Raw genomic sequence first — 24,270 nt, 5'->3', positions numbered from 1 at the left:
TGATTCTGTACGTTGACCGAAGTGATTGAGACCTATGACTGCAGACAACGCTCTGTACATCCCGCCTTACAAGGCTGACGACCAAGATGTCGTCGTTGAACTGAATAACCGTTTTGGTGCCGAGGCTTTCACTGCCCAGCCAACCCGCACCGGCATGCCCGTGCTGTGGATCGAGCGCGCCAGACTGTTCGAAATTCTGACGTTCCTGCGCAATGTGCCCAAGCCCTACTCCATGCTCTATGACCTGCATGGTGTGGACGAGCGTCTGCGCACAAACCGTCGTGGTCTGCCCGGCGCAGACTTCACCGTGTTCTATCACCTGCTGTCGATCGAGCGAAACAGCGATGTGATGATCAAGGTCGCGCTTTCCGAAAGCGACCTGAGCGTACCAACCATTACCAGCATCTGGCCCAATGCCAACTGGTACGAGCGCGAAGTCTGGGACATGTTCGGCATCGACTTCCCAGGGCACCCGCACCTGAGCCGCATCATGATGCCGCCGACCTGGGAAGGCCACCCGTTGCGCAAGGACTTCCCTGCCCGCGCAACGGAATTCGACCCGTACAGCCTGACCCTCGCCAAACAGCAACTGGAAGAGGAAGCCGCCCGCTTCCGTCCGGAAGACTGGGGCATGAAACGTTCTGGCACCAATGAGGACTACATGTTCCTCAATCTGGGGCCGAACCACCCTTCTGCTCACGGTGCGTTCCGTATCATTCTGCAGCTGGACGGCGAAGAAATCGTCGACTGCGTTCCGGACATCGGCTACCACCACCGTGGTGCCGAGAAAATGGCCGAGCGCCAGTCCTGGCACAGCTTCATCCCCTACACCGACCGTATCGACTACCTGGGCGGGGTGATGAACAACCTGCCTTACGTGCTCTCGGTCGAGAAGCTGGCAGGCATCAAGGTGCCGGAAAAGGTCGACGTCATCCGCATCATGATGGCCGAGTTCTTCCGTATCACCAGTCACCTGCTGTTCCTGGGTACCTACATTCAGGACGTGGGCGCCATGACGCCGGTGTTCTTCACGTTCACCGACCGCCAGAAAGCCTACACCGTGATCGAAGCGATTACCGGCTTCCGTCTGCACCCGGCCTGGTACCGCATCGGCGGGGTCGCTCACGACCTGCCGCGCGGCTGGGAAAAACTGGTCAAGGACTTCGTCGACTGGCTGCCCAAGCGCCTCGACGAATACACCAAGGCTGCTCTGCAGAACAGCATCCTCAAGGGTCGTACCGTCGGCGTCGCCGCCTACAACACCAAGGAAGCTCTCGAATGGGGCGTCACCGGTGCAGGCCTGCGCTCCACCGGTTGCGACTTCGACCTGCGCAAGGCTCGCCCTTACTCGGGCTACGAGAACTTCGAATTCGAAGTGCCGCTGGCCGCCAATGGCGATGCCTATGACCGCTGCATGGTCCGCGTCGAAGAGATGCGCCAGAGCATCAAGATCATCGACCAGTGCATGCGCAACATGCCGGAAGGCCCGTACAAGGCGGATCACCCGCTGACCACGCCGCCGCCTAAAGAGCGCACCCTGCAGCACATCGAAACCCTGATCACGCACTTCCTGCAGGTTTCGTGGGGCCCGGTCATGCCGGCCAACGAATCCTTCCAGATGATCGAAGCGACCAAGGGTATCAACAGCTATTACCTGACGAGCGACGGCGGCACCATGAGCTACCGTACCCGGATCCGCACCCCGAGTTACCCGCACCTGCAGCAGATCCCTTCGGTGATCAAAGGCAGCATGGTCGCGGACTTGATCGCGTACCTGGGTAGTATCGATTTCGTTATGGCCGACGTGGACCGCTAAGCATGAATAGCCCGCTAATCCAGACAGACCGTTTCGCCCTGAGCGAAACCGAGCGCTCGGCCATCGAGCATGAGATGCATCACTACGAGGACCCGCGCGCGGCGTCCATCGAAGCCCTGAAGATTGTTCAGAAGGAACGCGGCTGGGTGCCCGACGGCGCCATTTACGCGATCGGCGATCTGCTGGGCATTCCCGCCAGCGACGTCGAAGGCGTTGCCACCTTCTACAGCCAGATCTTTCGCCAGCCGGTCGGGCGTCACATCATTCGCGTCTGCAACAGCATGGTGTGCTTCATCGGCGGCCACGAAAACGTGGTCGACGAGATAAAGAGCTCACTGGGAATCGGCCTGGGTCAGACCACCGCCGACGGTCGTTTCACACTGCTGCCGGTCTGCTGCCTCGGCAACTGTGACAAGGCGCCGGCCGTGATGGTCGACGACGACACTTTCGGCGATGTACAGCCTGCTGGCGTTGCCAAGATGCTGGGGGGTTACCTATGACCATCACTTCCTTCGGCCCTGCCAACCGCATTGCGCGCACGGCAGAAACCCATCCGCTGACCTGGCGTCTGCGCGACGACGGCGAACCGGTCTGGCTCGACGAGTACCAGACCAAGGACGGCTACGCCGCAGCGCGCAAGGCTCTGACGCAGCAGGCGCCCGACGATATCGTCCAGTCGGTCAAGGATTCCGGCCTCAAGGGCCGCGGTGGCGCAGGCTTCCCCACGGGTGTGAAGTGGGGCCTGATGCCCAAAGACGAATCCATGAACATCCGCTACCTGCTGTGCAACGCGGACGAGATGGAGCCGAACACCTGGAAAGACCGCATGCTGATGGAGCAACTGCCCCATTTGCTGGTCGAGGGCATGCTGATCAGTGCCCGCGCGCTGAAAGCCTATCGCGGCTATATCTTCCTGCGCGGCGAATACGTCACCGCGGCCAAGCACCTCAATCGCGCAGTGGCGGAAGCCAAGGCCGCCGGCTTGCTGGGCAAGAACATTCTCGGCACCGGCTTCGATTTCGAACTGTTCGTGCACACCGGTGCCGGTCGCTACATCTGCGGTGAAGAAACCGCACTGATCAACTCGCTGGAGGGCCGCCGCGCCAACCCGCGCTCCAAGCCGCCCTTCCCTGCTGCGGTGGGCGTGTGGGGCAAGCCGACCTGTGTGAACAACGTCGAGACCCTGTGCAACGTGCCCGCCATCGTCAACAACGGCAACGACTGGTACAAGTCGCTGGCTCGCGAAGGCAGTGAAGACCACGGCACCAAGCTGATGGGTTTCTCCGGCAAGGTCAAAAACCCAGGTTTGTGGGAACTGCCCTTCGGTGTGCAGGCTCGCGAACTGTTCGAAGACTACGCCGGCGGCATGCGCGATGGCTTCAAGCTCAAGTGCTGGCAACCCGGAGGCGCCGGCACGGGCTTCCTGCTGCCAGAGCATCTGGATGCCCAGATGTATGCAGGCGGTATCGCCAAGGTCGGCACGCGGATGGGTACAGGCCTGGCAATGGCGGTCGACGATTCGGTCAACATGGTCTCGCTGCTGCGCAACATGGAAGAGTTTTTCGCTCAGGAGTCCTGCGGCTTCTGCACGCCATGTCGCGACGGTCTGCCATGGAGCGTGAAAATGCTTCGCGCCATCGAGAACGGTCAGGGGCAGCCGGGGGATATCGAAACCCTGCTGGGTCTGGTCAATTTCCTCGGCCCAGGCAAGACCTTCTGTGCCCATGCACCGGGCGCCGTTGAACCATTGGGCAGTGCGATCAAGTATTTCCGTTCCGAGTTCGAAGCCGGTATCGCGCCAGCCAGCGCAACCACGCTCGTTCCGGGCAAAAGTCCGACAGTGGTCGGCGCATAACAAGACACAACGGTCGGCGGCTGTTCGGGCTGCCGTCCTCGTACCTGCTGACGCCTCCGGGCTGAACGATACGGGTACTACCGAGATTCCATTAGCCACGCCCGCTGACAACGGGCCAACGAAGACCTTTGAACCATGGCTACTATTCACGTAGACGGCAAAGCGCTCGAAGTCGATGGTGCAGACAACCTGTTACAGGCATGTCTGTCGCTGGGCCTCGACATCCCTTATTTCTGCTGGCACCCCGCCCTTGGCAGCGTTGGCGCCTGTCGCCAGTGCGCGGTCAAGCAGTACACGGACGAGAACGACACTCGCGGTCGTATCGTCATGTCCTGCATGACACCAGCCACCGACAACACCTGGATCTCCATCGAAGACGATGAATCCAAGGCCTTCCGGGCCAGTGTCGTCGAATGGCTGATGACCAACCACCCGCATGACTGCCCGGTCTGCGAGGAAGGCGGTCACTGCCACCTGCAGGACATGACCGTAATGACCGGTCACAACGAGCGCCGTTATCGCTTCACCAAGCGTACTCACCAGAATCAGGAGCTGGGGCCCTTCATCGCGCACGAGATGAACCGCTGCATCGCCTGTTATCGCTGTGTGCGCTTCTATAAAGACTATGCGGGCGGCACCGACCTGGGCGTCTACGGCGCCCATGACAACGTGTACTTCGGTCGCGTTGAAGACGGTACGCTGGAAAGCGAGTTCTCCGGCAACCTCACCGAGGTTTGCCCGACCGGTGTGTTCACGGACAAGACCCACTCCGAGCGCTACAACCGCAAATGGGACATGCAGTTCTCTCCGAGCATCTGCCACGGCTGCTCCAGCGGCTGCAACATCAGCCCGGGCGAACGCTACGGTGAATTGCGCCGCATCGAAAACCGTTACAACGGCTCGGTCAACCAGTACTTCCTCTGCGACCGCGGACGTTTCGGCTACGGTTACGTCAATCGCAAGGATCGCCCGCGTCAGCCATTGCTCGTCGACGGCCAGGTCAAACTGAGCCTGGACGAGGCGCTGGACAAGGCGGCAGACCTGCTGCGTGGCCGTAACATCGTCGGTATCGGCTCTCCTCGCGCCAGCCTCGAAAGCAACTACGCGCTGCGTGAGCTGGTGGGTGCCGAGCATTTCTACAGCGGTATCGAAGCCGGTGAACTGGAGCGTGTCAGGCTTATCCTCAAGGTCCTGAACGACAGTCCGCTGCCGATCCCGACCCTGCGTGACATCGAAGATCACGATGCCATCTTCGTCCTCGGTGAAGACCTGACCCAGACAGCGGCACGTATGGCCCTGGGCTTGCGCCAGGCCGTCAAAGGCAAGGCTGAAGACATGGCCGCGGCGATGAAAGTCCAGCCGTGGCTCGACGCAGCCGTGAAGAACATCGGTCAGCACGAACTGAATCCGCTGTTCATCGCCAGCCTCGCCGAGACCCGTCTCGACGACGTTGCAGAAGAATGCGTACATGCAGCGCCTGACGACCTGGCGCGTATCGGTTTTGCCGTGGCCCATGCCCTGGACGCCAGCGCACCGGCCGTCGAAGGTCTGGACAGCGAGGCGCTGGAGCTGGCGCAACGTATTGCCGACGCACTGCTGGCCGCCAAACGACCGCTGATCATTTCCGGCAGTTCGCTGGGTTCGACAGCACTGATCGAAGCTGCTGCGAACATCGCCAAGGCCTTGAAGCTGCGCGACAAGCAGGGCTCCATCAGCCTGATCGTCCCCGAAGCCAACAGCATGGGCCTGGCGATGTTCGGCGGCGACTCCGTCGATGCCGCGCTACAAGCCGTGATCTCCGGCAAGGCCGACGCCATCGTGGTGCTGGAAAACGATTTGTATCGTCGTGCGGACGCTAAAATCGTCGACGCCGCGCTTAGCGCTGCGAAAGTCGTGATCGTTGCTGACCATCAGAAAACCCCGACCAGCGACCGTGCCCATCTGATCCTGCCAGCTGCCAGCTTCGCCGAAGGCGACGGCACACTGGTCAGCCAGGAAGGCCGCGCCCAGCGCTTCTTCCAGGTCTTCGATCCGACCTATCTGGATGCCAGCATTCTGGTCCACGAAGGCTGGCGCTGGTTGCACGCCCTGCGCGCCACCTTGCTGAACAAGCCGGTTGACTGGACGCAACTCGACCACGTCACCGAAGCCTGCGCCGGCAGCACGCCGCAACTGGCGGGTATCGTCAACGCTGCGCCTTCTGCGTCGTTCCGCATCAAGGGCCTGAAACTGGCTCGCGAACCGCTGCGTTACAGCGGCCGTACCGCGATGCGAGCCAACATCAGCGTGCATGAGCCACGCACTTCGCAAGACATCGACACAGCCTTCTCCTTCTCCATGGAAGGCTACTCGGGCTCGGCCGAGCCTCGTCAGCAAGTGCCATTCGCCTGGTCGCCGGGCTGGAACTCGCCGCAGGCCTGGAACAAGTTTCAGGACGAAGTCGGTGGTCACTTGCGTGCTGGCGACCCGGGCACTCGCCTGATCGAAAGCCAGGGCGATGGTCTGTCATGGTTCTCCAGCGTGCCACGTGCGTTCTCTCCAGAGCGCGGCACCTGGCAGATCGTGCCGTTCTTTCACCTGTTCGGCAGCGATGAAACCTCGTCTCTGGCCGCGCCGGTTCAGGAACGCATCCCGCAGGCCTACGTCGCCCTGGCCAAATCCGAAGCCGATCGCCTTGGCGTCAACGAAGGCGCCCTGCTCTCCTTGAGCATCGGCGGTGAATCGCTGACCTTGCCGTTGCGCATCAGCGAAGAACTGGGCGCGGGTCTTGTGGCATTGCCGGCAGGACTGCCTGGCATTCCGCCGGCAATCTTCGGCAAATCCGTCGACGGTCTGCAGGAGGCAGCGCAATGACCTGGTTTACCCCTGATGTGATCGACGCAATCATTGCAGTGGTCAAAGCCATTGTGGTGTTGCTGGCGGTCGTGGTTTGTGGTGCCCTGCTGAGCTTCATCGAGCGTCGTCTGCTGGGCTGGTGGCAGGACCGTTATGGTCCTAACCGCGTCGGACCGTTCGGCATGTTCCAGATCGCAGCCGACATGTTGAAGATGTTCTTCAAGGAAGACTGGACACCGCCGTTCGCCGACAAGGTGATCTTCACCCTGGCACCTGTGGTTGCCATGAGCGCCTTGCTGATCGCCTTTGCGGTCATCCCGATCACCCCGACGTGGGGCGTCGCGGATCTGAACATCGGTCTGTTGTTCTTCTTCGCCATGGCGGGGCTATCCGTGTATGCGGTGCTGTTCGCCGGCTGGTCGAGCAACAACAAGTTCGCTCTGCTGGGCAGCCTGCGTGCTTCGGCGCAGACCGTGTCCTACGAAGTGTTCATGGGCCTTGCGCTGATGGGCATCGTGGTTCAGGTCGGCTCGTTCAACATGCGCGACATCGTTGAATATCAGGCGCAGAACCTGTGGTTCATCATTCCGCAGTTCTTCGGCTTCTGTACGTTCTTCATTGCAGGCGTCGCGGTGACTCACCGCCACCCGTTCGACCAACCGGAAGCCGAGCAGGAACTGGCTGACGGCTACCACATTGAATATGCCGGCATGAAATGGGGCATGTTCTTCGTGGGCGAGTACATCGGGATCATTTTGATCTCGGCGCTGCTGGTGACGCTGTTCTTCGGTGGCTGGCACGGCCCGTTCGACATTCTGCCATCGCTGGCATTCTTCTGGTTCGCCTTGAAAACCGCGTTTTTCATCATGCTGTTCATTCTGCTGCGCGCCTCCATTCCGCGCCCGCGTTATGACCAGGTCATGGATTTCAGCTGGAAGTTCTGTCTGCCGCTGACCCTGATCAATTTGCTGGTGACTGCTGCGATTGTGTTGTTGAACACACCGGCAGGCTCGGTTCAGTGAGGATTTGACCCATGTTCAAATATATTGGTGACATCGTTAAGGGTACGGGTACCCAGTTGCGCAGCCTGGTCATGGTCTTCGGCCACGGCTTCCGCAAGCGCGACACCCTGCAATACCCTGAAGAGCAGGTTTATCTTCCGCCCCGCTACCGTGGCCGCATCGTTCTGACCCGCGACCCCGATGGCGAAGAGCGCTGCGTGGCGTGCAACCTTTGTGCAGTAGCCTGCCCGGTCGGTTGCATTTCTCTGCAGAAGGCCGAGACAGAGGACGGACGCTGGTATCCCGACTTCTTCCGCATCAACTTTTCGCGCTGCATCTTCTGCGGCCTGTGCGAAGAAGCCTGCCCGACGACCGCGATCCAGCTTACGCCGGACTTCGAGATGGCCGACTTCAAGCGTCAGGATCTGGTGTACGAGAAGGAAGACCTGCTGATCTCCGGACCCGGCAAGAACCCTGACTACAACTTCTATCGCGTTGCCGGTATGGCCATCGGCGGCAAGCCCAAGGGCTCCGCACAGAACGAAGCCGAGCCGATCAACGTCAAGAGCTTGCTGCCTTAAGGAAGTAAAGATGGAATTCGCTTTCTACTTCGCATCCGGTATCGCTGTTGTGTCCACCCTGCGGGTGATCACCAACACGAATCCGGTGCACGCCCTGCTCTACCTGATCATCTCGCTGATCGCTGTAGCAATGACGTTCTTCAGCCTCGGCGCGCCGTTCGCCGGTGTGCTGGAAGTCATTGCCTATGCGGGCGCGATCATGGTCCTGTTCGTGTTTGTGGTGATGATGCTGAACCTCGGCCCGGCCTCGGTTCAGCAGGAACGTGCCTGGCTCAAACCCGGCATCTGGATCGGTCCGGTCATCCTCGGCGCGCTGTTGCTGGCCGAGTTGCTGTACGTGCTGTTCGCCAATCCGACCGGCGCTGGTGTCGGTCACACCACGGTCGACGCCAAGGCAGTCGGCATCAGCCTGTTCGGGCCCTATCTGCTGGTGGTGGAACTCGCCTCGATGCTGTTGCTTGCAGCAGCCATCACGGCCTTCCATCTGGGCCGCAACGAGGCCAAGGAGCCAAGCCAATGAATGCTATCCCTCTTGAGCACGGCCTGGCGGTCGCCGGGGTTCTGTTCTGTCTGGGTCTGGTCGGCCTGATGGTGCGCCGTAACATTCTCTTCGTGTTGATGAGCCTGGAAATCATGATGAATGCCGCTGCACTGGCATTCGTCGTTGCCGGCAGCCGTTGGGGGCAACCGGACGGGCAGGTGATGTTCATCCTGGTGATCAGCCTTGCGGCAGCCGAGGCCAGTATCGGCCTGGCGATCCTGATGCAACTGTATCGCCGCTTCCACACTCTCGATATCGATGCTGCCAGCGAGATGCGCGGATGAATCTTCTCTTTCTGACTTTCGTATTCCCCCTCATCGGCTTTCTGCTGCTGTCGTTCTCCCGTGGACGCATCTCGGAAAACCTCGCTGCGCTGATCGGCGTCGGCTCTATCGGCCTCTCAGCCATTGTCACGGCCTGGGTCATCTGGCAGTTCAACGTCGCACCACCCGAAGGCGGTCACTACACCCAGGTGCTGTGGCGCTGGATGGATGTCGATGGCTTCCAGCCCAACTTCGCACTGTATCTGGACGGGCTGTCCGTCACGATGCTGGGCGTAGTGGTTGGCGTCGGCTTCCTGATCCATCTGTTCGCGTCCTGGTACATGCGCGGTGAAGCGGGCTACTCGCGCTTCTTCTCCTACACCAACCTGTTCATCGCCAGCATGCTGTTCCTGATCCTGGGCGACAACCTGCTGTTCATCTACTTTGGTTGGGAAGGTGTGGGCCTGTGCAGTTACCTGTTGATCGGTTTCTATTACAGCAACCGCAACAATGGCAACGCAGCGCTCAAAGCGTTCATCGTCACCCGTATCGGTGACGTGTTCATGGCTATCGGTCTGTTCATCCTGTTCCAGCAATTGGGCACGCTCAATGTGCAGGAACTGCTGGTCAGGGCGCCGGAACACTTCAAGGTCGGCGATTTCTGGATCGTGCTGGCGACGTTGATGCTGCTGGGCGGTGCGGTCGGTAAATCCGCCCAGTTGCCACTGCAAACCTGGCTGGCTGACGCTATGGCCGGTCCTACTCCGGTTTCGGCGCTGATCCACGCAGCGACCATGGTCACGGCGGGCGTCTACCTGATTGCGCGGACTCACGGCCTGTTCGCACTGGCACCTGACATCCTGCATCTGGTCGGCATTGTCGGCGGCGTCACGCTGGTTCTGGCGGGTTTCGCCGCTCTGGTACAGACCGACATCAAGCGTATCCTCGCCTACTCGACCATGAGCCAGATCGGCTACATGTTCCTGGCACTGGGGGTTGGCGCCTGGGAAGGCGCGATCTTCCACCTGATGACCCACGCCTTCTTCAAGGCGCTGCTGTTCCTTGCTTCCGGTGCGGTGATCGTTGCCTGCCACCACGAGCAGAACATCTTCAAGATGGGCGGCCTGTGGAAGAAACTGCCATTGGCCTACGCCAGCTTCATCGTCGGTGGCGCTGCTCTTTCCGCCCTGCCGCTGCTGACGGCGGGCTTCTACTCCAAGGACGAAATTCTCTGGGAAGCATTTGCCAGCGGTAACAACGGCTTGCTGTATGCCGGTCTGGTGGGCGCGTTCATGACGTCATTGTACACCTTCCGTCTGATCTTCATCGCGTTCCACGGTGAAGCCAAGACCGAAGCACACGCAGGTCACGGTATCGCTCACTGGCTGCCACTGTCGGTGCTGATCGTGCTGTCGACATTCATCGGCGCGCTGATCACTCCGCCCCTGGCCGGTGTGCTGCCGCAGAGCGTCGGCCATGCCGGTGGCGAAGCCAAGCACAGTCTGGAGATCGCTTCCGGCGCCATCGCGCTGGCCGGTATCCTGCTGGCAGCGCTGCTGTTCCTCGGCAAGCGCCGCTTGGCGACGGCTATCGCCAACAGCGCTCCGGGCCGTTTCCTTTCAGCCTGGTGGTTCGCGGCCTGGGGCTTCGACTGGATCTACGACAAGCTGTTCGTCAAGCCGTACCTGGCAATCAGCCATGTACTGCGTAGTGATCCGTTCGACCGCACTATCGGCTTGATCCCACGTCTGGTCAAAGGCGGTCATGACACCATGAGCCGCACCGAGACCGGCCAGTTGCGTTGGTATGCTGCCTCGATCGCCGTGGGTGCCGTTCTGGTACTCGGTGCCGTCGTTCTGGTTGCGATCTGATATGAACCTTGCGAATTTGCGAAAGGAATTGAGCCCGTCATGATTCTGCCCTGGCTAATCCTGATCCCCTTCATCGGCGGCCTGCTGTGCTGGCTGGGTGAGCGCTTCGGCTCTACCCTGCCGCGCTGGATTGCGTTGCTGACAATGACCCTGGAACTGGTTCTCGGCCTCTGGCTGTGGGCTACCGGCAACTTCGGCTACGCGCCGGTGCCGGGTGCCGATCCAACCTGGACCCTGGAATTCCACCACCCGTGGATCACCCGCTTCGGCATCGACGTGCATCTGGCACTCGATGGCCTGTCGCTGCTGATGATCCTGCTGACCGGCCTGCTGGGTGTGCTGTCGGTGCTGTGCTCGTGGAAGGAAATCCAGCGCAAGGTCGGTTTCTTCCACCTTAACCTGATGTGGATCCTGGGCGGTGTCGTCGGCGTGTTCCTGGCCATCGACCTGTTCATGTTCTTCTTCTTCTGGGAAATGATGCTGGTGCCGATGTATTTCCTCATCGCGCTCTGGGGTCACAGCTCTTCGGACGGCAAGAAAACCCGTATCTATGCGGCCACCAAGTTCTTCATCTTCACTCAGGCCAGTGGCCTGATCATGCTGGTGGCGATCCTGGGCCTGGTGCTGGTGCATTTCAATCAGACCGGCGTGATCACCTTTGCCTACGCCGACCTGCTGAAGACCAAACTGGCACCGGGCACCGAGTACATCCTGATGCTGGGCTTCTTCATTGCCTTCGCCGTCAAGCTGCCGGTGGTGCCGTTGCACTCCTGGCTGCCGGATGCGCACGCCCAGGCACCGACTGCAGGCTCCGTCGACCTGGCGGGTATCCTGCTGAAGACTGCGGCTTACGGCCTGCTGCGCTTTGCCCTGCCGCTGTTCCCCAACGCATCGGCCGAGTTCGCACCGATTGCAATGACGCTGGGCCTGGTCGGTATCTTCTACGGCGCATTCCTGGCATTTGCCCAGACCGACATCAAGCGCCTGATCGCGTTCTCCAGTGTTTCGCACATGGGCTTCGTACTGATCGGTATCTACTCGGGCAGTCAGCAAGCGCTGCAAGGCGTACTGATCCAGATGATCGCCCACGGCCTGTCGGCTGCGGCACTGTTCATTCTCAGTGGCCAGTTGTACGAGCGCCTGCACACTCGGGACATGCGTGAGATGGGCGGTCTGTGGTCACGCATCGCCTACATCCCGGCCATCAGCCTGTTCTTTGCCGCCGCCTCTCTGGGTCTGCCGGGCACCGGCAACTTTGTCGGCGAGTTCCTGATTCTGCTGGGCAGCTTCGCCAGCTCACCCTGGATCACGGCGATCGCCACCTCCGGTCTGGTATTCGGTTCTGTCTACTCGCTGATCATGATCCACCGCGCCTACTTCGGCCCGTCGAAGTCCGACGAGGTTCTGAAGGGCATGGACGGACGGGAAATGATCATGGTGCTGGGCCTTGCCGTGTTGCTGGTCGTGCTCGGGGTGTTCCCGCAGCCGTTCCTCGACACATCGGCGGCGACCATGCACGGCGTGCAGCAATGGCTAGGCACTGCCTTCACTCAACTCGCTTCGGCCCGGTAAGAGCGCTATGGACCTGACGATTCAACACTTTATTGCGCTTGCGCCACTGCTGATTACCAGCCTCACCATTGTCGTGGTGATGCTGGCGATCGCATGGCGCCGCAATCACTCGCAAACGTTCCTGCTTTCGGTAGCAGGCCTCAACCTGGCCCTGCTGTCGATCTATCCGGCATTGCAAGTTGCCCCTCTGGTCGTGACGCCACTGCTGCATATCGACAACTTTGCCTGCCTGTACATGGCGATCATCCTCGCCTCTACCCTCGCTTGCGTGACCATGGCGCACGCCTATCTGGGTGACGGCAAGGCCGGTTATCCGGGCAATCGCGAAGAGCTTTACCTGCTGATCCTGCTGGCTGCTGCCGGCGGGCTGGTTCTGGTCAGTGCCCAGCATCTGGCAGGCCTGTTCATCGGTCTGGAACTGCTCTCGGTGCCGGTCTACGGACTGGTGGCTTATGCTTTCTTCAACAAGCGCTCGCTGGAAGGTGGCATCAAGTACATGGTCCTGTCCGCCGCAGGTTCGGCGTTCCTGCTGTTCGGTATGGCGCTGCTGTACGCAGAGGCAGGCTCGCTGAGCTTCGACGGTATCGGCAAGGCGATCGCGGCGACCGGCATGCCGAGCCCGATTGCCAGCCTCGGTCTGGGCATGATGGTCGTCGGCCTGGCATTCAAACTGTCACTGGTGCCTTTCCACCTGTGGACCCCGGACGTTTACGAAGGCGCCCCTGCGCCGGTCGCGGCTTTCCTGGCGACCGCCAGCAAGGTGGCGGTGTTTGCGGTACTGGTGCGTCTGTTCCAGATTTCACCGGCCGCCAGCAGCGGTGTCCTGCATGACGTACTGGCAGTCATCGCCGTCGCGTCGATCCTCGTCGGCAACCTGCTGGCGCTGACTCAGACCAACCTCAAGCGTCTGCTGGGCTACTCCTCCATCGCCCACTTCGGTTACCTGATGATTGCGCTGGTGGCCAGCAAAGGCATGGCGGTCGAGGCGATTGGCGTCTACCTGGCGACTTACGTCCTCACCTCGCTGGGCAGCTTCGGTGTGATCACCATGATGTCTTCGCCTTACAGCGGACGTGATGCCGACGCGATGTTCGAATACCGTGGTCTGTTCTGGCGTCGCCCTTACCTGACGGCAGTCATGACTCTGATGATGCTGTCGCTGGCAGGTATCCCGCTCACCGCAGGTTTCATCGGCAAGTTCTATATCATCGCCACCGGTGTCGAATCGCAGCTGTGGTGGCTGATCGGGGCTCTGGTCATCGGTAGCGCCATCGGCGTGTTCTATTACCTGCGCGTGATGGTTACCATGTATCTGGTCGACAACAAACTCCCTCGCCACGACGCAGCCATCAACTGGGCACAGCGCACGGGCGGCGTGATGCTGCTGGCCGTTGCGATCCTGACCTTCGTGCTGGGCGTATACCCACAACCGCTGCTCGATCTGGTGGTCAACGCAGGTCTGCACGTAGCAGGCTGATCCTGCATAAACAAAAAGCCCTGCTCTCGAGCAGGGTTTTTTTTTGTCTCCGAAACGGTCCAAGGCTACCCGGCTACGCTTTTCGCGGCCCGCACAGCGCCTGGGGATACGCCCGTCGATCTTTTGAATGCGCGGCTGAAGGCAGCCAATGAACCGTAACCCAGTTGACTGGCGACGGCCTCCAGAGAACAGTGGTCGCGGCTCAGGCTGTGCAATGCCAGGCGCATTCTCAGCTCAGTCAGGTATTGCAATGGCGGAAGACCCGTTGCTGCAAGAAAGCGCTGTGCGAACACAGAGCGGGAATGCCTGGCCTCATGGGCAAGCGTGGCCACCGTCCAGTTTCTGCCTGGATGCTGGTGCATCATGACGATAGCGCGGCTCAGCCGAGGGTCTTGCAAGGCGCCGAGCCAGCCCGTGGCATTTCCACAGCCGCCCGCGACCCAGCCGCGTACCAGCAGCGCGGCAACGACTTCAGCAAGACGTGCCAGAATCCCTGCGTGCCCAGCCTGCTGCATCAAGGCCTCACGCTCCATCGCCACGAGCATGGGCCGCAGCTCGGGACATGTATCCAGCAGAGTACTGACCTGCATGACATCCGGCATGGCGGCAACAAGCGGCTGCATGCCGCCCAGTTCCAACGCCATGCAACAGCTGAAGATGATCGCGTGATCAACAGCTCCGCCCTCCTCGTCGCCTGCAGGATCGTGAACGCCAGCGATGATGCCGGTAGACGGGTCAAACAGCTGTACATCGCTTGCAGCCGTGTCTTCGGCCGTCAAAATGACGTGGTGCCCACCGCGCGGAATCAGAACCGCATCCCCGGTATCCAGCCTGTATAGAACGTTCTCGGCGCTGCGTAGCCACACTGGCCCACGTCCGACGAAATGAAATTGTGCTCGTCCGATTGCGTTACTGAAGCCAACACCAAGGGGCGGGGCGACTTCCAGCCTGCGGAATTGGACGCCGAAAAGACGCATACCGAGCAGCAGTTCGCTGATGGGGTCGTTTGAGGATTGCATGGAGAGAGGCCACCGCGAATTCAGGACGATAAATCAATTTATCAGGATTTCACGTCATAGACCGTCCTGCGCCGTCGACCTACAGTTCGCCCATCACGTCTTCCGCATGGAAATAGCCTTATGAATCACACTCGCTTTGTTCGCCGACTGCGTAATACCTGGCTTGTCGCGCTGTTGACCTTGTCGTCGATGGCCTTGGCAGTAGAAAAAAGCTATACCGTCACCGCCCCTGACGGCGTCAGACTCGCTGTGCAGGAATCAGGAGATCCGAACGGCCAGGCGGTAATTTTCATCCACGGCCTGCTGGGCAGCCGTCTGAACTGGGAAAAGCAGATCAATAGTCCTCAACTGCAGCGCTACCGGATGATCACCTATGACCTGCGCGGTCATGGTCTTTCCGACAAGCCCGAGAATATCGAGGCGTACCGCAATGGACGTCGTTACGCGGACGATCTGGCGACTGTACTTGAAGCCACGGCAGGCAAGCGTCCAGTGCTGGTCGGCTGGTCGGCTGGTCATTGGGAGGCGTGGTCATGTCCAACTACCTCGCCGCCTATGGTGACGCGAAGATCGGCGGGATTGTGTATGTCGATGCTGTGATCGAGCTTAACGCAGCGCTGATTACAGCCCATCCCCATGTGTATGCCGGCCTGAGCTCAGATGACCTGAAGACCCACCTTGATGCACTACGTACTTTTCTCGGACTGTGCTTCCAGATAAAGCCGGATGCACCGACCTTCGAGCGACTGTTGTCGAGCGCCGCGATGGCATCGTGGACGATGACCCGCGCTACGCCTGCAATGACTGTCGATGTTGCCGAAGGCTTGCCCAAGGCAAAGGTGCCGGTATTGATGCTGTATGGCGGCAAGGATGATCTGGTCAACGTTCAGCCCAGCATCGCACGCGCCCGGCAACTCAATGCGCGGATTCAATCGAAGGTGTACGAGAATTCAGGCCACGCGCCATTTCTGGAAGAAGCATCGCGCTTCAATACTGATCTGGCAGCCTTCATGGACTCCGCGGCTATCGCGGCCATCGCGGCCATCGCGGCAAAGGGCTCAGAATGAGCCCTGCTCCAGACATCTTGTCCTGATGAACAACCGGCGCATGCCCTCTGCCTGATAAATGGCAGAGAGCATGCGCGGGTCTGTGTCGGCTAAGCGTCCTGGCAATGTCAGCCTGGCAGCCTCACGGGCTTCTTGGCGCCGCTGAACAATCCCCAACTGGACATGAACAGCGCCGCCACCAGAGGCCCGATCACAAAGCCGTTCAGACCAAAGACCGACATGCCGCCCAGCGTGGAAATAAGGATCAGGTAGTCCGGCATCTTGGTGTCCTTGCCCACCAGGATCGGGCGCAGTACGTTATCCACCAGACCGATCACGAAGACGCCAAACAAGCCCAGCACCACACCTTGCCAGATCATGCCGCTGAGCAGGAAGTAGACGGCCACCGGCGCCCAGACAATCCCGGCTCCCACCGCAGGCAACAGCGACAGGAACGCCATGATCACCGCCCAAAGCAGCGCACTCGGGATGTCCAGCACCCAGAAGATGAAGCCGCCCAGCGCACCTTGCGTCACCGCGACCACCACGTTGCCTTTGACCGTGGCACGTACCACACGGGTGAACTTGAGCTGCAGACGGCGCTTCTGCTGTTCGCCCAACGGGAAGGCTGTGCGGATCTTGCGCACCAGTTCCTGTCCGTCGCGCAGGAAAAAGTACAGCAGGTAGAGCATGATGAAGACGCTCACGACAAAGTCGAACGTGCCCTGTCCAAAGCTGAATGCCTGCGTCGCCAGGTACTGACTGCCCTGCATCGCCCCCTTGGCGATCTTATCGCGCAACCCTTCCAGGTCTCCCATGCCCAGACGATCGAGCAGCGCCTGCACGGAGTGCGGCAGCAGGTCCTTGAACTCGGCCAGGTAGCCGGCGATATCCAGTTGCCCGGTCTCGACGTTCTTGTACAGCATGGTCCCCTCCTGAACCAGCAAGGCGCTGATCACGATCACCGGCAGAATCGCGATAACCAGACAGATCATCAGGGTGCACAGGGAGGTGAGATTGCGTGACCAGTTGAACTTGATCTGCAACTTGCGCTGCACAGGCGCGAAGATGATTCCGAGGATGACCGCCCAGAACACTGCGCCATAGAACGGCAGCAGAATCCATATGAAGGCAATGGTCACCAGTACCAGTAGCAGAATGAGGGTTTTGTATTGCAGCGTGGTTTCGTTCATGTCCTGTCCATGTCATTAGACCGCGCATCGCGCCCGGTCTAGAGCTTAGTCAGCACACGAGCGCACGAGTGCCATCTCCATGAAGGCAATATGACGGCGACACCAGTCGCGGGTGATGGCAGGGGTTCAAGCCCCTGCCAGAGCGGCATCAGACCCGAAACTGACCGACCAGACTGTCCAGGCGCGCGCCCAGTTCGGCCAGGCTGCGTGAGGTCTGGGCGCTTTGCCGGGTTTCATCGGCGACGCTCTCGACTGCACCCGCGATCTGATGAACGCTGCGATTGATTTCTTCGGCAACTGCCGTCTGCTCCTCAGCGGCACTGGCGATCTGCGCGTTCATCGAATTGATGGTCGCGATCAGTTCGCCGATGCTCTCCAGCGATGTACCCGCTTCGTTGGCCTGCGCCGAGGTGCCGTCGCCTGCTTCGCTGGAACGGCGCATTGCTGTCACCGCCTCCTGAGTGCCCTGCTGCAAGCGGTCGATCATGCCCTGGATTTCCTGCGTGCTCTGCTGTGTGCGGCTGGCCAGTGCCCGGACTTCGTCGGCGACCACGGCAAAACCGCGCCCTGCCTCCCCTGCCCTGGCGGCCTCGATGGCGGCATTGAGTGCCAGCAGGTTGGTCTGTTCTGCGATCGAGCGAATGACGCCCAGTACGCTGACGATCGAAGAAACATCCTTCTGCAAGACGTCCAGTGACGAGCCACTTTTGCGGATGTCATCCACCAGCGTGTGAATCTGCCGGATACTGCCATCCACCACGCGCTTGGCGGCGCGTCCTTGTTCATCGGTCTGCCGAGCAGCCACGGAAGCACCCTGTGCACTCTTGGCGACCTCTTGAGCGGCAGCCGACATCTGATTGATTGCAGTAGCCACCTGATCGGTTTCGTGGCGCTGACGGTCCATCGCCGTTTCCGAGCGCTGTGCCTGCGAGCTCACTTCACCGACCAGGCCATTGAGCTGTCCGGTCATTTCACTGACCTGACGAACCATGCCCTGAATCTTGTCGACAAACCGGTTGAACGAGCCCGCCAGATCACCGAGCTCGTCATTGCTGGTAATGACCAGACGCCGAGTCAGGTCGCCTCCACCTGCAGCGATGTCATCCAGATTGTTTTTCATCAGGCCGAGCGGGCGCAGCAGAGTGCCTGTCAGCACTATTCCGATGATGCCTATCACGAGCAGTACCAGAACGGTAATGCCGAGAATGCTGTAGAGCATCTCCTTCAAGCGTGCTTCGACGTTCTGCCTGACCACCGCAACCTGAGCATCGATGCCATCGATATTGACGGCAGAGCCGATGACCAGATCCCATTTCGGCAGATAATCCGTATAGCCGATCTTGGGGACAGGTTCGGTCTTGCCAGGCAGGGCTGACGAGTACATCACATAGTGAGTACCCGCCTTGCCGACCGCCACCAGTTCGCGATTGATATACACGCCGTTCGCATCACGGGCGTCAGTGAAGCTCTTGCCCACACCGTCAGGGCTGTTGCTCCTGAAAATCCGGATCACCTGAGAGTCGTAGCCAAAGATGTACCCATCCTTGCCGTAACTGACCGAGGAAAGCAGCTTTATAGCGTTGGCACGTGCAGCGTCGTCGCCGGGCGCGGCAGCATCGTAGAGTGGCTTGATGGCGGTCATGGCGATCGCGACGTAATTTTGCAGCGTGGCCTTGGCTTCGTTGAGCAAGCGCTCTCGCGTGTCGCTGACCTCTCGCTCGGCCTGCCGGTGCAGCATGAATACGGTCGTGGCGCTGATCACCAGCGCAAATATCAGAACCGGCAAGACTGCCAGCGACAGAACCTTGGCTTTCAGACTGAGACGCATAGGATTGGCCTTATGGTTATTTTTATAAGTCAGAGGTGCCCGATCAGGTTATCGGCACCCTCCGATGGACATTAAGACCTGTCCTGCCTTTTTGTAAGAATGCTCTGAAAGATGCTGGTTGATTTCCTAAGGGGCAGTCCGCTCTGGCAGATCGATGCGTACCCGCAATCCCCCTGCCGGGCTCTCCTGCAGTTGCAGTTGACCGCCCCACGCCTCGACGATGTCACGCACGATACCCAGCCCCAGCCCATGACCGGTAATCTGCTCATCGAGACGAGCGCCACGACTGAATACTTCCGCGCGTTGCGCCTCGGGAATACCAGGTCCATCGTCATCCACCAACAGGCAGAAGCCCTGAGCCTGACTCAGGATGTTCAGACGCACTTCGCTGTCGGCCCACTTACAGGCATTGTCCAGCAGATTGCCGAGCAGTTCGAGAATGTCCTCTCGATCCCACGGCAGATACATACCCGCCTCCACATCGTTGATCAACTGCAGGTGGGCACCGTGGATCATGCCCAGCGTGGAGAAAAGCCCGGGCAGTTCGGCGTCACAGTCGAAGCGGGCTCCCGGTAGAGCGTCGCCGGAGAGGCGTGCGCGATTGAGCTCGCGCTCCAGCCGCAGACGGATATTTTCCAGTTGCTCCTGCAGGGTCCTGCGCAATGCCGGGTTGGCGTCCAGTTGTCCGCTGAGGGCCAGGCTGAGCAAGACCGCAAGCGGTGTCTTCAAGGCATGTCCCAGATTACCCAGTGCATTGCGTGAGCGTTTCAGACTGTCTTCGGTATGCGCGAGCAAGTGGTTGATCTGCGCCACCAGCGGCTCGAGTTCGAGGGGAACCTGATTGTCCAGTTGTGAACGCTGGCCCTGCTGGAGCTGAAAAATCTGCTCGCGCACGGTTTCTAGCGGGCGAAGCGCTCTGCGCACGGTGATGCGTTGCAACACCAGCACCAGAATCAGCGCGGCAAGCCCGAGCCCGAGGCCGATCTGCTGCATGAGGCGAAAACTCGCCCGGACCGGTGTGTAATCCTGTGCGACGGTGATTGATACCTGCTTGCCGAACTTGCGGTATTCGCTGGTCAGCATCAACAGTGATTGCCCGGTTTTGCCGAGTTCAAGATTGGCATGCAAACCTACCCCAGGCTGGGGCAGCTCGAAATCCCACAAGGAGCGGGAGCGCCAGTGCCCCTGCGGCAAGTCCATGCGGAAATAATGGCCGGACAACGGGCGCTGGTAGGCACCTGACAGGCGATGGTCATCCAGCTGTAGCCCGGCAGGACCTCGCACCAGTGCTACCAGCAGGTTTTCACTCTCGTTGCGCAGACCTGACTCCAGGTAGCGCTGCAAGCCCACTTCGAACAGCCAGAGACTGGTCTGCGCCATCACCAGACCGACAACGACCATGACGGCGATCAGACCCAGACTCAGACGTCGCTGTATGGATTTCAACCGCCGGCTCCGCCGTACAGATAACCCTGGCCACGGCGTGTCTCGACGACTGCACGGCCCAGCTTGCGCCTCAGGTGATTGACATGGACTTCGATGACATTGGAATCACGCTCGTTTTCGCCATCGTACAAATGCTCTGACAGATGGCTTTTAGAGAGAATCTGTCCCGGATGAAGCATGAAATAACGCAGCAGACGAAACTCTGCAGAAGTTAGCTGGATATCCACGCCATCCCGGCTGACGCATTGACGACTTTCATCCAGATTAAGGCCGGCGGATTCCAGCGTGGGCTGGTTGGCCAGCCCGTGCGAACGTCGCAACAGCGCCTGAATACGCAACTGCAGCTCTTCAGGATGAAAAGGCTTGGTCAGGTAATCATCGGCACCTGCCTTCAAGCCTTCTATACGCTCAGACCAGGAACCCCGCGCTGTCAGAATCAATACGGGGGTCGCCAGACCTTTGCTACGCCATTGCTGGAGAACCTCGAGCCCTGGCATGCCGGGCAGCCCCAGATCCAGAACAATCAAGTCATACGGCTCGCTTGCCCCTTGATGAACCGCATCGCGCCCGTCAGCCAGCCAGTCGACCGCATAACCTTGACGCCCCAGCGCAGCAAGCAGCTCATCGGCAAGGGGAACATGGTCTTCAACCAGTAGCAGGCGCATCAGTCATCATCCTCGTCTTTCAACAATCGGTTATCACGCGCATCGAACTTGAGCTCGCGGACAACGCCCTCAGGGGTGAGCAATTCAAATTCATATACGTACACATTATTCTTCTCCTCAAGCTCGGCCTCCAGCAGGCGAGAGCCCGGATGAAGGCTCATCGCACGCTCGATGAACTGTTCGAGCGGCAGAATGACCCCGCGCTGCCGCAAACTGAGCGCTTCATCCTGATTCAGATCTCTGGCATACACAAAGGAGCAGGTCAGGCTCAAACCAAGGATGACACAGAGACGCTTGTCGACATTCATTAGTTATCCTGATGATTCCTGTAGACCTGGCCTGTGGCGGCGTCTAATTCGAGAACCCACTCAATACCCTGTTTGTCACGCAGCTCGACATTGTAAACGTACCTGCCGTATATGTTCTTGAACTGCGTGCCGATGATACTGGCATCGGGGTGCTTGCTCAGCGCTTTGGCATCGAGCTTTTCAGCCGACTGAAGCGTACCTGCATCACTGAGGCGCAGCACTTCCTGCGGGTCGACGCCGCGCGCCTGAATGAAACAGGACGTAAAAACAAATGTAAGGGCCGCCAGCAAGGTAGTCAGCGTTTTCATAGGGGTATCCATAGCGGTCAGTGCTTCTATGGTGACCACCTTAACCGGGACAACTTAACTCAAACTGAATAGACCTGGCCGAGTGCCATCAAACGTTACTGGTGGGGTCATCGCGGCTAACCCTTGCATGGAGTTTCAGGCCATTGCTGTTAAACTCGTCGATTGCATTTATCGCGTCAGCGATCGCCATTTTTCCGGGGCCAATACACAGTGGAAATTTTCAAAGAGTTTACCTTCGAGTCAGCACACCGCCTCCCTCACGTTCCAGAGGGACACAAGTGTGGACGTCTGCATGGGCATTCGTTTCGTGTCGGCATTCATCTGGCCGGAAAGGTTGATCCCCATACCGGCTGGATCCGGGACTTTTCGGAAATCAAGGCGATCTTTAAACCGTTGTATGAACGCCTCGATCATAACTACTTGAATGACATCCCGGGCCTTGAGAATCCAACCAGCGAAAACCTGGCGAAATGGATCTGGAATGAGTTGAAGCCTCTGCTGCCGGAGCTGTCGGCCGTCCGTATTCACGAAACGTGCACCAGCGGATGTGAATACCGCGGGGATTGAATGCCCTGACAATAAAAAACCACCTTAACGGTGGTTTTTTTGTGCCTGTCGATCGGCAGCACGTGTTGAACAAGGCAATCAACATTCTGGATTTCTGCCAACCGAAAAAACAAAAACCCTCGACGCGTGAGCGAAGAGGGTTTCTGGAATTCAATCTTGACGATGACCTACTCTCACATGGGGAAACCCCACACTACCATCGGCGATACATCGTTTCACTACTGAGTTCGGGATGGGATCAGGTGGTTCCAATGCTCTATGGTCGTCAAGAAATTCGGGTACCGAATCGTGCCGTGCGGCGCGCTTCAGCAAATCGGGTATGTGATATCAAGCTGTTTCAGGTGTCGTTCGTGACGCAAACTTTCGGTTCGTGTCGTCTCCACAGTCACCGCAATCTGGTCATTCGACGCAAATTGCTTGGGTGTTATATGGTCAAGCCTCACGGGCAATTAGTATTGGTTAGCTCAACGCCTCACAGCGCTTACACACCCAACCTATCAACGTCGTAGTCTTCGACGGCCCTTCAGGGAACTCAAGGTTCCAGTGAGATCTCATCTTGAGGCAAGTTTCCCGCTTAGATGCTTTCAGCGGTTATCTTTTCCGAACATAGCTACCCGGCAATGCCACTGGCGTGACAACCGGAACACCAGAGGTTCGTCCACTCCGGTCCTCTCGTACTAGGAGCAGCCCCTCTCAAATCTCAAACGTCCACGGCAGATAGGGACCGAACTGTCTCACGACGTTCTAAACCCAGCTCGCGTACCACTTTAAATGGCGAACAGCCATACCCTTGGGACCGGCTTCAGCCCCAGGATGTGATGAGCCGACATCGAGGTGCCAAACACCGCCGTCGATATGAACTCTTGGGCGGTATCAGCCTGTTATCCCCGGAGTACCTTTTATCCGTTGAGCGATGGCCCTTCCATACAGAACCACCGGATCACTAAGACCTACTTTCGTACCTGCTCGACGTGTCTGTCTCGCAGTCAAGCGCGCTTTTGCCTTTATACTCTACGACCGATTTCCGACCGGTCTGAGCGCACCTTCGTACTCCTCCGTTACTCTTTAGGAGGAGACCGCCCCAGTCAAACTACCCACCATACACTGTCCTCGATCCGGATAACGGACCTGAGTTAGAACCTCAAAGTTGCCAGGGTGGTATTTCAAGGTTGGCTCCACGCAGACTGGCGTCCACGCTTCAAAGCCTCCCACCTATCCTACACAAGCAAATTCAAAGTCCAGTGCAAAGCTATAGTAAAGGTTCACGGGGTCTTTCCGTCTAGCCGCGGATACACTGCATCTTCACAGCGATTTCAATTTCACTGAGTCTCGGGTGGAGACAGCGCCGCCATCGTTACGCCATTCGTGCAGGTCGGAACTTACCCGACAAGGAATTTCGCTACCTTAGGACCGTTATAGTTACGGCCGCCGTTTACCGGGGCTTCGATCAAGAGCTTCGCTTGCGCTAACCCCATCAATTAACCTTCCGGCACCGGGCAGGCGTCACACCCTATACGTCCACTTTCGTGTTTGCAGAGTGCTGTGTTTTTAATAAACAGTCGCAGCGGCCTGGTATCTTCGACCGGCAGGGGCTTACGCAGTAAATGCTTCACCTCCACCGGCGCACCTTCTCCCGAAGTTACGGTGCCATTTTGCCTAGTTCCTTCACCCGAGTTCTCTCAAGCGCCTTGGTATTCTCTACCCAACCACCTGTGTCGGTTTGGGGTACGGTTCCTGGTTACCTGAAGCTTAGAAGCTTTTCTTGGAAGCATGGCATCAACCACTTCGTGTTCTAAAAGAACACTCGTCATCAGCTCTCGGCCTTAAGATCCCGGATTTACCTAAGATCTCAGCCTACCACCTTAAACCTGGACAACCAACGCCAGGCTGGCCTAGCCTTCTCCGTCCCTCCATCGCAATAACCAGAAGTACAGGAATATTAACCTGTTTTCCATCGACTACGCTTTTCAGCCTCGCCTTAGGGACCGACTAACCCTGCGTCGATTAACGTTGCGCAGGAAACCTTGGTCTTTCGGCGTGGGTGTTTTTCACACCCATTGTCGTTACTCATGTCAGCA

The 24,270-nt window shown here is 59.1% G+C and carries 19 protein-coding genes, 2 rRNA genes and 1 pseudogene (1 of these 22 cut by a window edge); 13 read left to right on the top strand and 9 right to left on the bottom strand.

Annotated features, from left to right (window positions below; translation table 11 throughout):
- The first annotated feature begins 34 nt into the window (after positions 1 to 34).
- The 11 genes from nuoC to nuoN all read left to right on the top strand — a co-directional run bounded on the left by nuoC (position 35) and on the right by nuoN (position 13,812).
- Positions 35 to 1,816 carry an NADH-quinone oxidoreductase subunit C/D gene (gene nuoC / locus JOE33_RS23735; RefSeq protein ID WP_054993985.1) on the top strand — a complete coding sequence of 594 codons (1,782 nt, stop codon included), beginning with the start codon at positions 35 to 37 and terminating at the stop codon, positions 1,814 to 1,816.
- A gap of 2 nt (positions 1,817 to 1,818) precedes the next feature.
- Positions 1,819 to 2,316 carry an NADH-quinone oxidoreductase subunit NuoE gene (nuoE, locus tag JOE33_RS23730; RefSeq protein WP_187625939.1) on the top strand — a complete coding sequence of 166 codons (498 nt, stop codon included), beginning with the start codon at positions 1,819 to 1,821 and terminating at the stop codon, positions 2,314 to 2,316.
- Positions 2,313 to 3,671: an NADH-quinone oxidoreductase subunit NuoF gene (gene nuoF, locus JOE33_RS23725; protein ID WP_010427015.1), complete on the top strand. Its 1,359-nt coding sequence runs from the start codon at positions 2,313 to 2,315 to the stop codon at positions 3,669 to 3,671. Before nuoE ends, nuoF begins: the two co-directional genes overlap by 4 nt.
- Positions 3,672 to 3,806: 135 nt before the next feature.
- Positions 3,807 to 6,524 carry an NADH-quinone oxidoreductase subunit NuoG gene (gene nuoG / locus JOE33_RS23720; protein WP_010427017.1) on the top strand — a complete coding sequence of 906 codons (2,718 nt, stop codon included), beginning with the start codon at positions 3,807 to 3,809 and terminating at the stop codon, positions 6,522 to 6,524.
- Positions 6,521 to 7,528, top strand: a complete 1,008-nt coding sequence (nuoH, locus tag JOE33_RS23715; RefSeq protein ID WP_003371726.1) for an NADH-quinone oxidoreductase subunit NuoH — start codon at positions 6,521 to 6,523, stop codon at positions 7,526 to 7,528. Before nuoG ends, nuoH begins: the two co-directional genes overlap by 4 nt.
- Before the next feature lie 11 nt (positions 7,529 to 7,539).
- Entirely contained in the window at positions 7,540 to 8,088 is a 549-nt protein-coding gene (nuoI, locus tag JOE33_RS23710; RefSeq protein WP_002554018.1) for an NADH-quinone oxidoreductase subunit NuoI, read from the top strand.
- 10 nt (positions 8,089 to 8,098) lie between these two features.
- Positions 8,099 to 8,608: an NADH-quinone oxidoreductase subunit J gene (gene nuoJ, locus JOE33_RS23705; protein ID WP_003317979.1), complete on the top strand. Its 510-nt coding sequence runs from the start codon at positions 8,099 to 8,101 to the stop codon at positions 8,606 to 8,608.
- Entirely contained in the window at positions 8,605 to 8,913 is a 309-nt protein-coding gene (nuoK, locus tag JOE33_RS23700; RefSeq protein ID WP_003317980.1) for an NADH-quinone oxidoreductase subunit NuoK, read from the top strand. Before nuoJ ends, nuoK begins: the two co-directional genes overlap by 4 nt.
- The gene (gene nuoL, locus JOE33_RS23695; RefSeq protein WP_010427021.1) at positions 8,910 to 10,763 is read left to right on the top strand and encodes an NADH-quinone oxidoreductase subunit L; all 1,854 of its coding nucleotides are present in this window, start codon (positions 8,910 to 8,912) and stop codon (positions 10,761 to 10,763) included. Before nuoK ends, nuoL begins: the two co-directional genes overlap by 4 nt.
- Before the next feature lie 39 nt (positions 10,764 to 10,802).
- Positions 10,803 to 12,335: an NADH-quinone oxidoreductase subunit M gene (gene nuoM, locus JOE33_RS23690; protein WP_002554022.1), complete on the top strand. Its 1,533-nt coding sequence runs from the start codon at positions 10,803 to 10,805 to the stop codon at positions 12,333 to 12,335.
- Positions 12,336 to 12,342: 7 nt separating this feature from the next.
- On the top strand, positions 12,343 to 13,812 hold the full coding sequence (gene nuoN / locus JOE33_RS23685; RefSeq protein ID WP_010427024.1) for an NADH-quinone oxidoreductase subunit NuoN: 1,470 nt from the start codon (positions 12,343 to 12,345) through the stop codon (positions 13,810 to 13,812).
- A gap of 65 nt (positions 13,813 to 13,877) precedes the next feature.
- On the opposite strand, the gene JOE33_RS23680 is transcribed toward nuoN, so the two are convergent.
- Positions 13,878 to 14,831 (bottom strand): AraC family transcriptional regulator, encoded by a 954-nt coding sequence (locus tag JOE33_RS23680; protein ID WP_187625941.1) that lies wholly within the window; start codon positions 14,829 to 14,831, stop codon positions 13,878 to 13,880.
- 120 nt (positions 14,832 to 14,951) lie between these two features.
- Here JOE33_RS23680 and JOE33_RS23675 point away from each other — a divergent pair.
- Positions 14,952 to 15,898: pseudogene (locus tag JOE33_RS23675) on the top strand (alpha/beta hydrolase).
- Positions 15,899 to 16,005: 107 nt separating this feature from the next.
- Here the strand turns inward: JOE33_RS23675 and JOE33_RS23670 are convergent.
- The 6 genes from JOE33_RS23670 to JOE33_RS23645 form a co-directional block, all read right to left on the bottom strand.
- Positions 16,006 to 17,070 carry an AI-2E family transporter gene (locus tag JOE33_RS23670; protein WP_010427029.1) on the bottom strand — a complete coding sequence of 355 codons (1,065 nt, stop codon included), beginning with the start codon at positions 17,068 to 17,070 and terminating at the stop codon, positions 16,006 to 16,008.
- A 148-nt stretch (positions 17,071 to 17,218) separates the two neighbouring features.
- Entirely contained in the window at positions 17,219 to 18,898 is a 1,680-nt protein-coding gene (locus JOE33_RS23665; protein ID WP_096140611.1) for a methyl-accepting chemotaxis protein, read from the bottom strand.
- A 126-nt stretch (positions 18,899 to 19,024) separates the two neighbouring features.
- Positions 19,025 to 20,344 carry a sensor histidine kinase gene (locus tag JOE33_RS23660; protein WP_010427033.1) on the bottom strand — a complete coding sequence of 440 codons (1,320 nt, stop codon included), beginning with the start codon at positions 20,342 to 20,344 and terminating at the stop codon, positions 19,025 to 19,027.
- Positions 20,341 to 21,009: a response regulator transcription factor gene (locus JOE33_RS23655; protein WP_010427035.1), complete on the bottom strand. Its 669-nt coding sequence runs from the start codon at positions 21,007 to 21,009 to the stop codon at positions 20,341 to 20,343. The genes JOE33_RS23660 and JOE33_RS23655 overlap by 4 nt, the downstream gene beginning before the upstream one ends.
- Positions 21,009 to 21,317 (bottom strand): PepSY domain-containing protein, encoded by a 309-nt coding sequence (locus JOE33_RS23650; protein ID WP_010427037.1) that lies wholly within the window; start codon positions 21,315 to 21,317, stop codon positions 21,009 to 21,011. Before JOE33_RS23650 ends, JOE33_RS23655 begins: the two co-directional genes overlap by 1 nt.
- Positions 21,317 to 21,625: a PepSY domain-containing protein gene (locus tag JOE33_RS23645; protein WP_187625942.1), complete on the bottom strand. Its 309-nt coding sequence runs from the start codon at positions 21,623 to 21,625 to the stop codon at positions 21,317 to 21,319. The genes JOE33_RS23650 and JOE33_RS23645 overlap by 1 nt, the downstream gene beginning before the upstream one ends.
- Positions 21,626 to 21,835: 210 nt before the next feature.
- Here JOE33_RS23645 and queD point away from each other — a divergent pair, with 210 nt between their 5' ends.
- The gene (queD, locus tag JOE33_RS23640) at positions 21,836 to 22,192 is read left to right on the top strand and encodes a 6-carboxytetrahydropterin synthase QueD (protein WP_003317991.1); all 357 of its coding nucleotides are present in this window, start codon (positions 21,836 to 21,838) and stop codon (positions 22,190 to 22,192) included.
- Positions 22,193 to 22,346: 154 nt separating this feature from the next.
- Here queD and rrf read toward each other — a convergent pair.
- Together rrf and JOE33_RS23630 are read right to left on the bottom strand one after the other, a co-directional pair.
- Positions 22,347 to 22,462 (bottom strand): 5S ribosomal RNA (rrf, locus tag JOE33_RS23635).
- A gap of 158 nt (positions 22,463 to 22,620) precedes the next feature.
- Positions 22,621 to 24,270: ribosomal RNA gene (locus tag JOE33_RS23630) — 23S ribosomal RNA — on the bottom strand (it continues 1,244 nt past the right edge of the window).

This window comes from Pseudomonas sp. PvP027 (assembly GCF_017833005.1).
Classification (GTDB): domain Bacteria; phylum Pseudomonadota; class Gammaproteobacteria; order Pseudomonadales; family Pseudomonadaceae; genus Aquipseudomonas; species Aquipseudomonas congelans.
Note: the sequence above shows the minus strand (reverse complement) of the source record. Positions and strands in the feature narration are given on the sequence as shown.

Excerpts from the sequence above, each read along its gene's own strand:
- nuoC (WP_054993985.1), top strand. The coding sequence starts at position 35 with ATGACTGCAGACAACGCTCTGTACATCCCGCCTTACAAGGCTGACGAC.
- nuoE (WP_187625939.1), top strand. The coding sequence starts at position 1,819 with ATGAATAGCCCGCTAATCCAGACAGACCGTTTCGCCCTGAGCGAAACC.
- nuoF (WP_010427015.1), top strand. The coding sequence starts at position 2,313 with ATGACCATCACTTCCTTCGGCCCTGCCAACCGCATTGCGCGCACGGCA.
- nuoG (WP_010427017.1), top strand. The coding sequence starts at position 3,807 with ATGGCTACTATTCACGTAGACGGCAAAGCGCTCGAAGTCGATGGTGCA.
- nuoH (WP_003371726.1), top strand. The coding sequence starts at position 6,521 with ATGACCTGGTTTACCCCTGATGTGATCGACGCAATCATTGCAGTGGTC.
- nuoI (WP_002554018.1), top strand. The coding sequence starts at position 7,540 with ATGTTCAAATATATTGGTGACATCGTTAAGGGTACGGGTACCCAGTTG.
- nuoJ (WP_003317979.1), top strand. The coding sequence starts at position 8,099 with ATGGAATTCGCTTTCTACTTCGCATCCGGTATCGCTGTTGTGTCCACC.
- nuoK (WP_003317980.1), top strand. The coding sequence starts at position 8,605 with ATGAATGCTATCCCTCTTGAGCACGGCCTGGCGGTCGCCGGGGTTCTG.
- nuoL (WP_010427021.1), top strand. The coding sequence starts at position 8,910 with ATGAATCTTCTCTTTCTGACTTTCGTATTCCCCCTCATCGGCTTTCTG.
- nuoM (WP_002554022.1), top strand. The coding sequence starts at position 10,803 with ATGATTCTGCCCTGGCTAATCCTGATCCCCTTCATCGGCGGCCTGCTG.
- nuoN (WP_010427024.1), top strand. The coding sequence starts at position 12,343 with ATGGACCTGACGATTCAACACTTTATTGCGCTTGCGCCACTGCTGATT.
- JOE33_RS23680 (WP_187625941.1), bottom strand. The coding sequence starts at position 14,831 with ATGCAATCCTCAAACGACCCCATCAGCGAACTGCTGCTCGGTATGCGT.
- JOE33_RS23670 (WP_010427029.1), bottom strand. The coding sequence starts at position 17,070 with ATGAACGAAACCACGCTGCAATACAAAACCCTCATTCTGCTACTGGTA.
- JOE33_RS23665 (WP_096140611.1), bottom strand. The coding sequence starts at position 18,898 with ATGCGTCTCAGTCTGAAAGCCAAGGTTCTGTCGCTGGCAGTCTTGCCG.
- JOE33_RS23655 (WP_010427035.1), bottom strand. The coding sequence starts at position 21,009 with ATGCGCCTGCTACTGGTTGAAGACCATGTTCCCCTTGCCGATGAGCTG.
- JOE33_RS23650 (WP_010427037.1), bottom strand. The coding sequence starts at position 21,317 with ATGAATGTCGACAAGCGTCTCTGTGTCATCCTTGGTTTGAGCCTGACC.
- JOE33_RS23645 (WP_187625942.1), bottom strand. The coding sequence starts at position 21,625 with ATGAAAACGCTGACTACCTTGCTGGCGGCCCTTACATTTGTTTTTACG.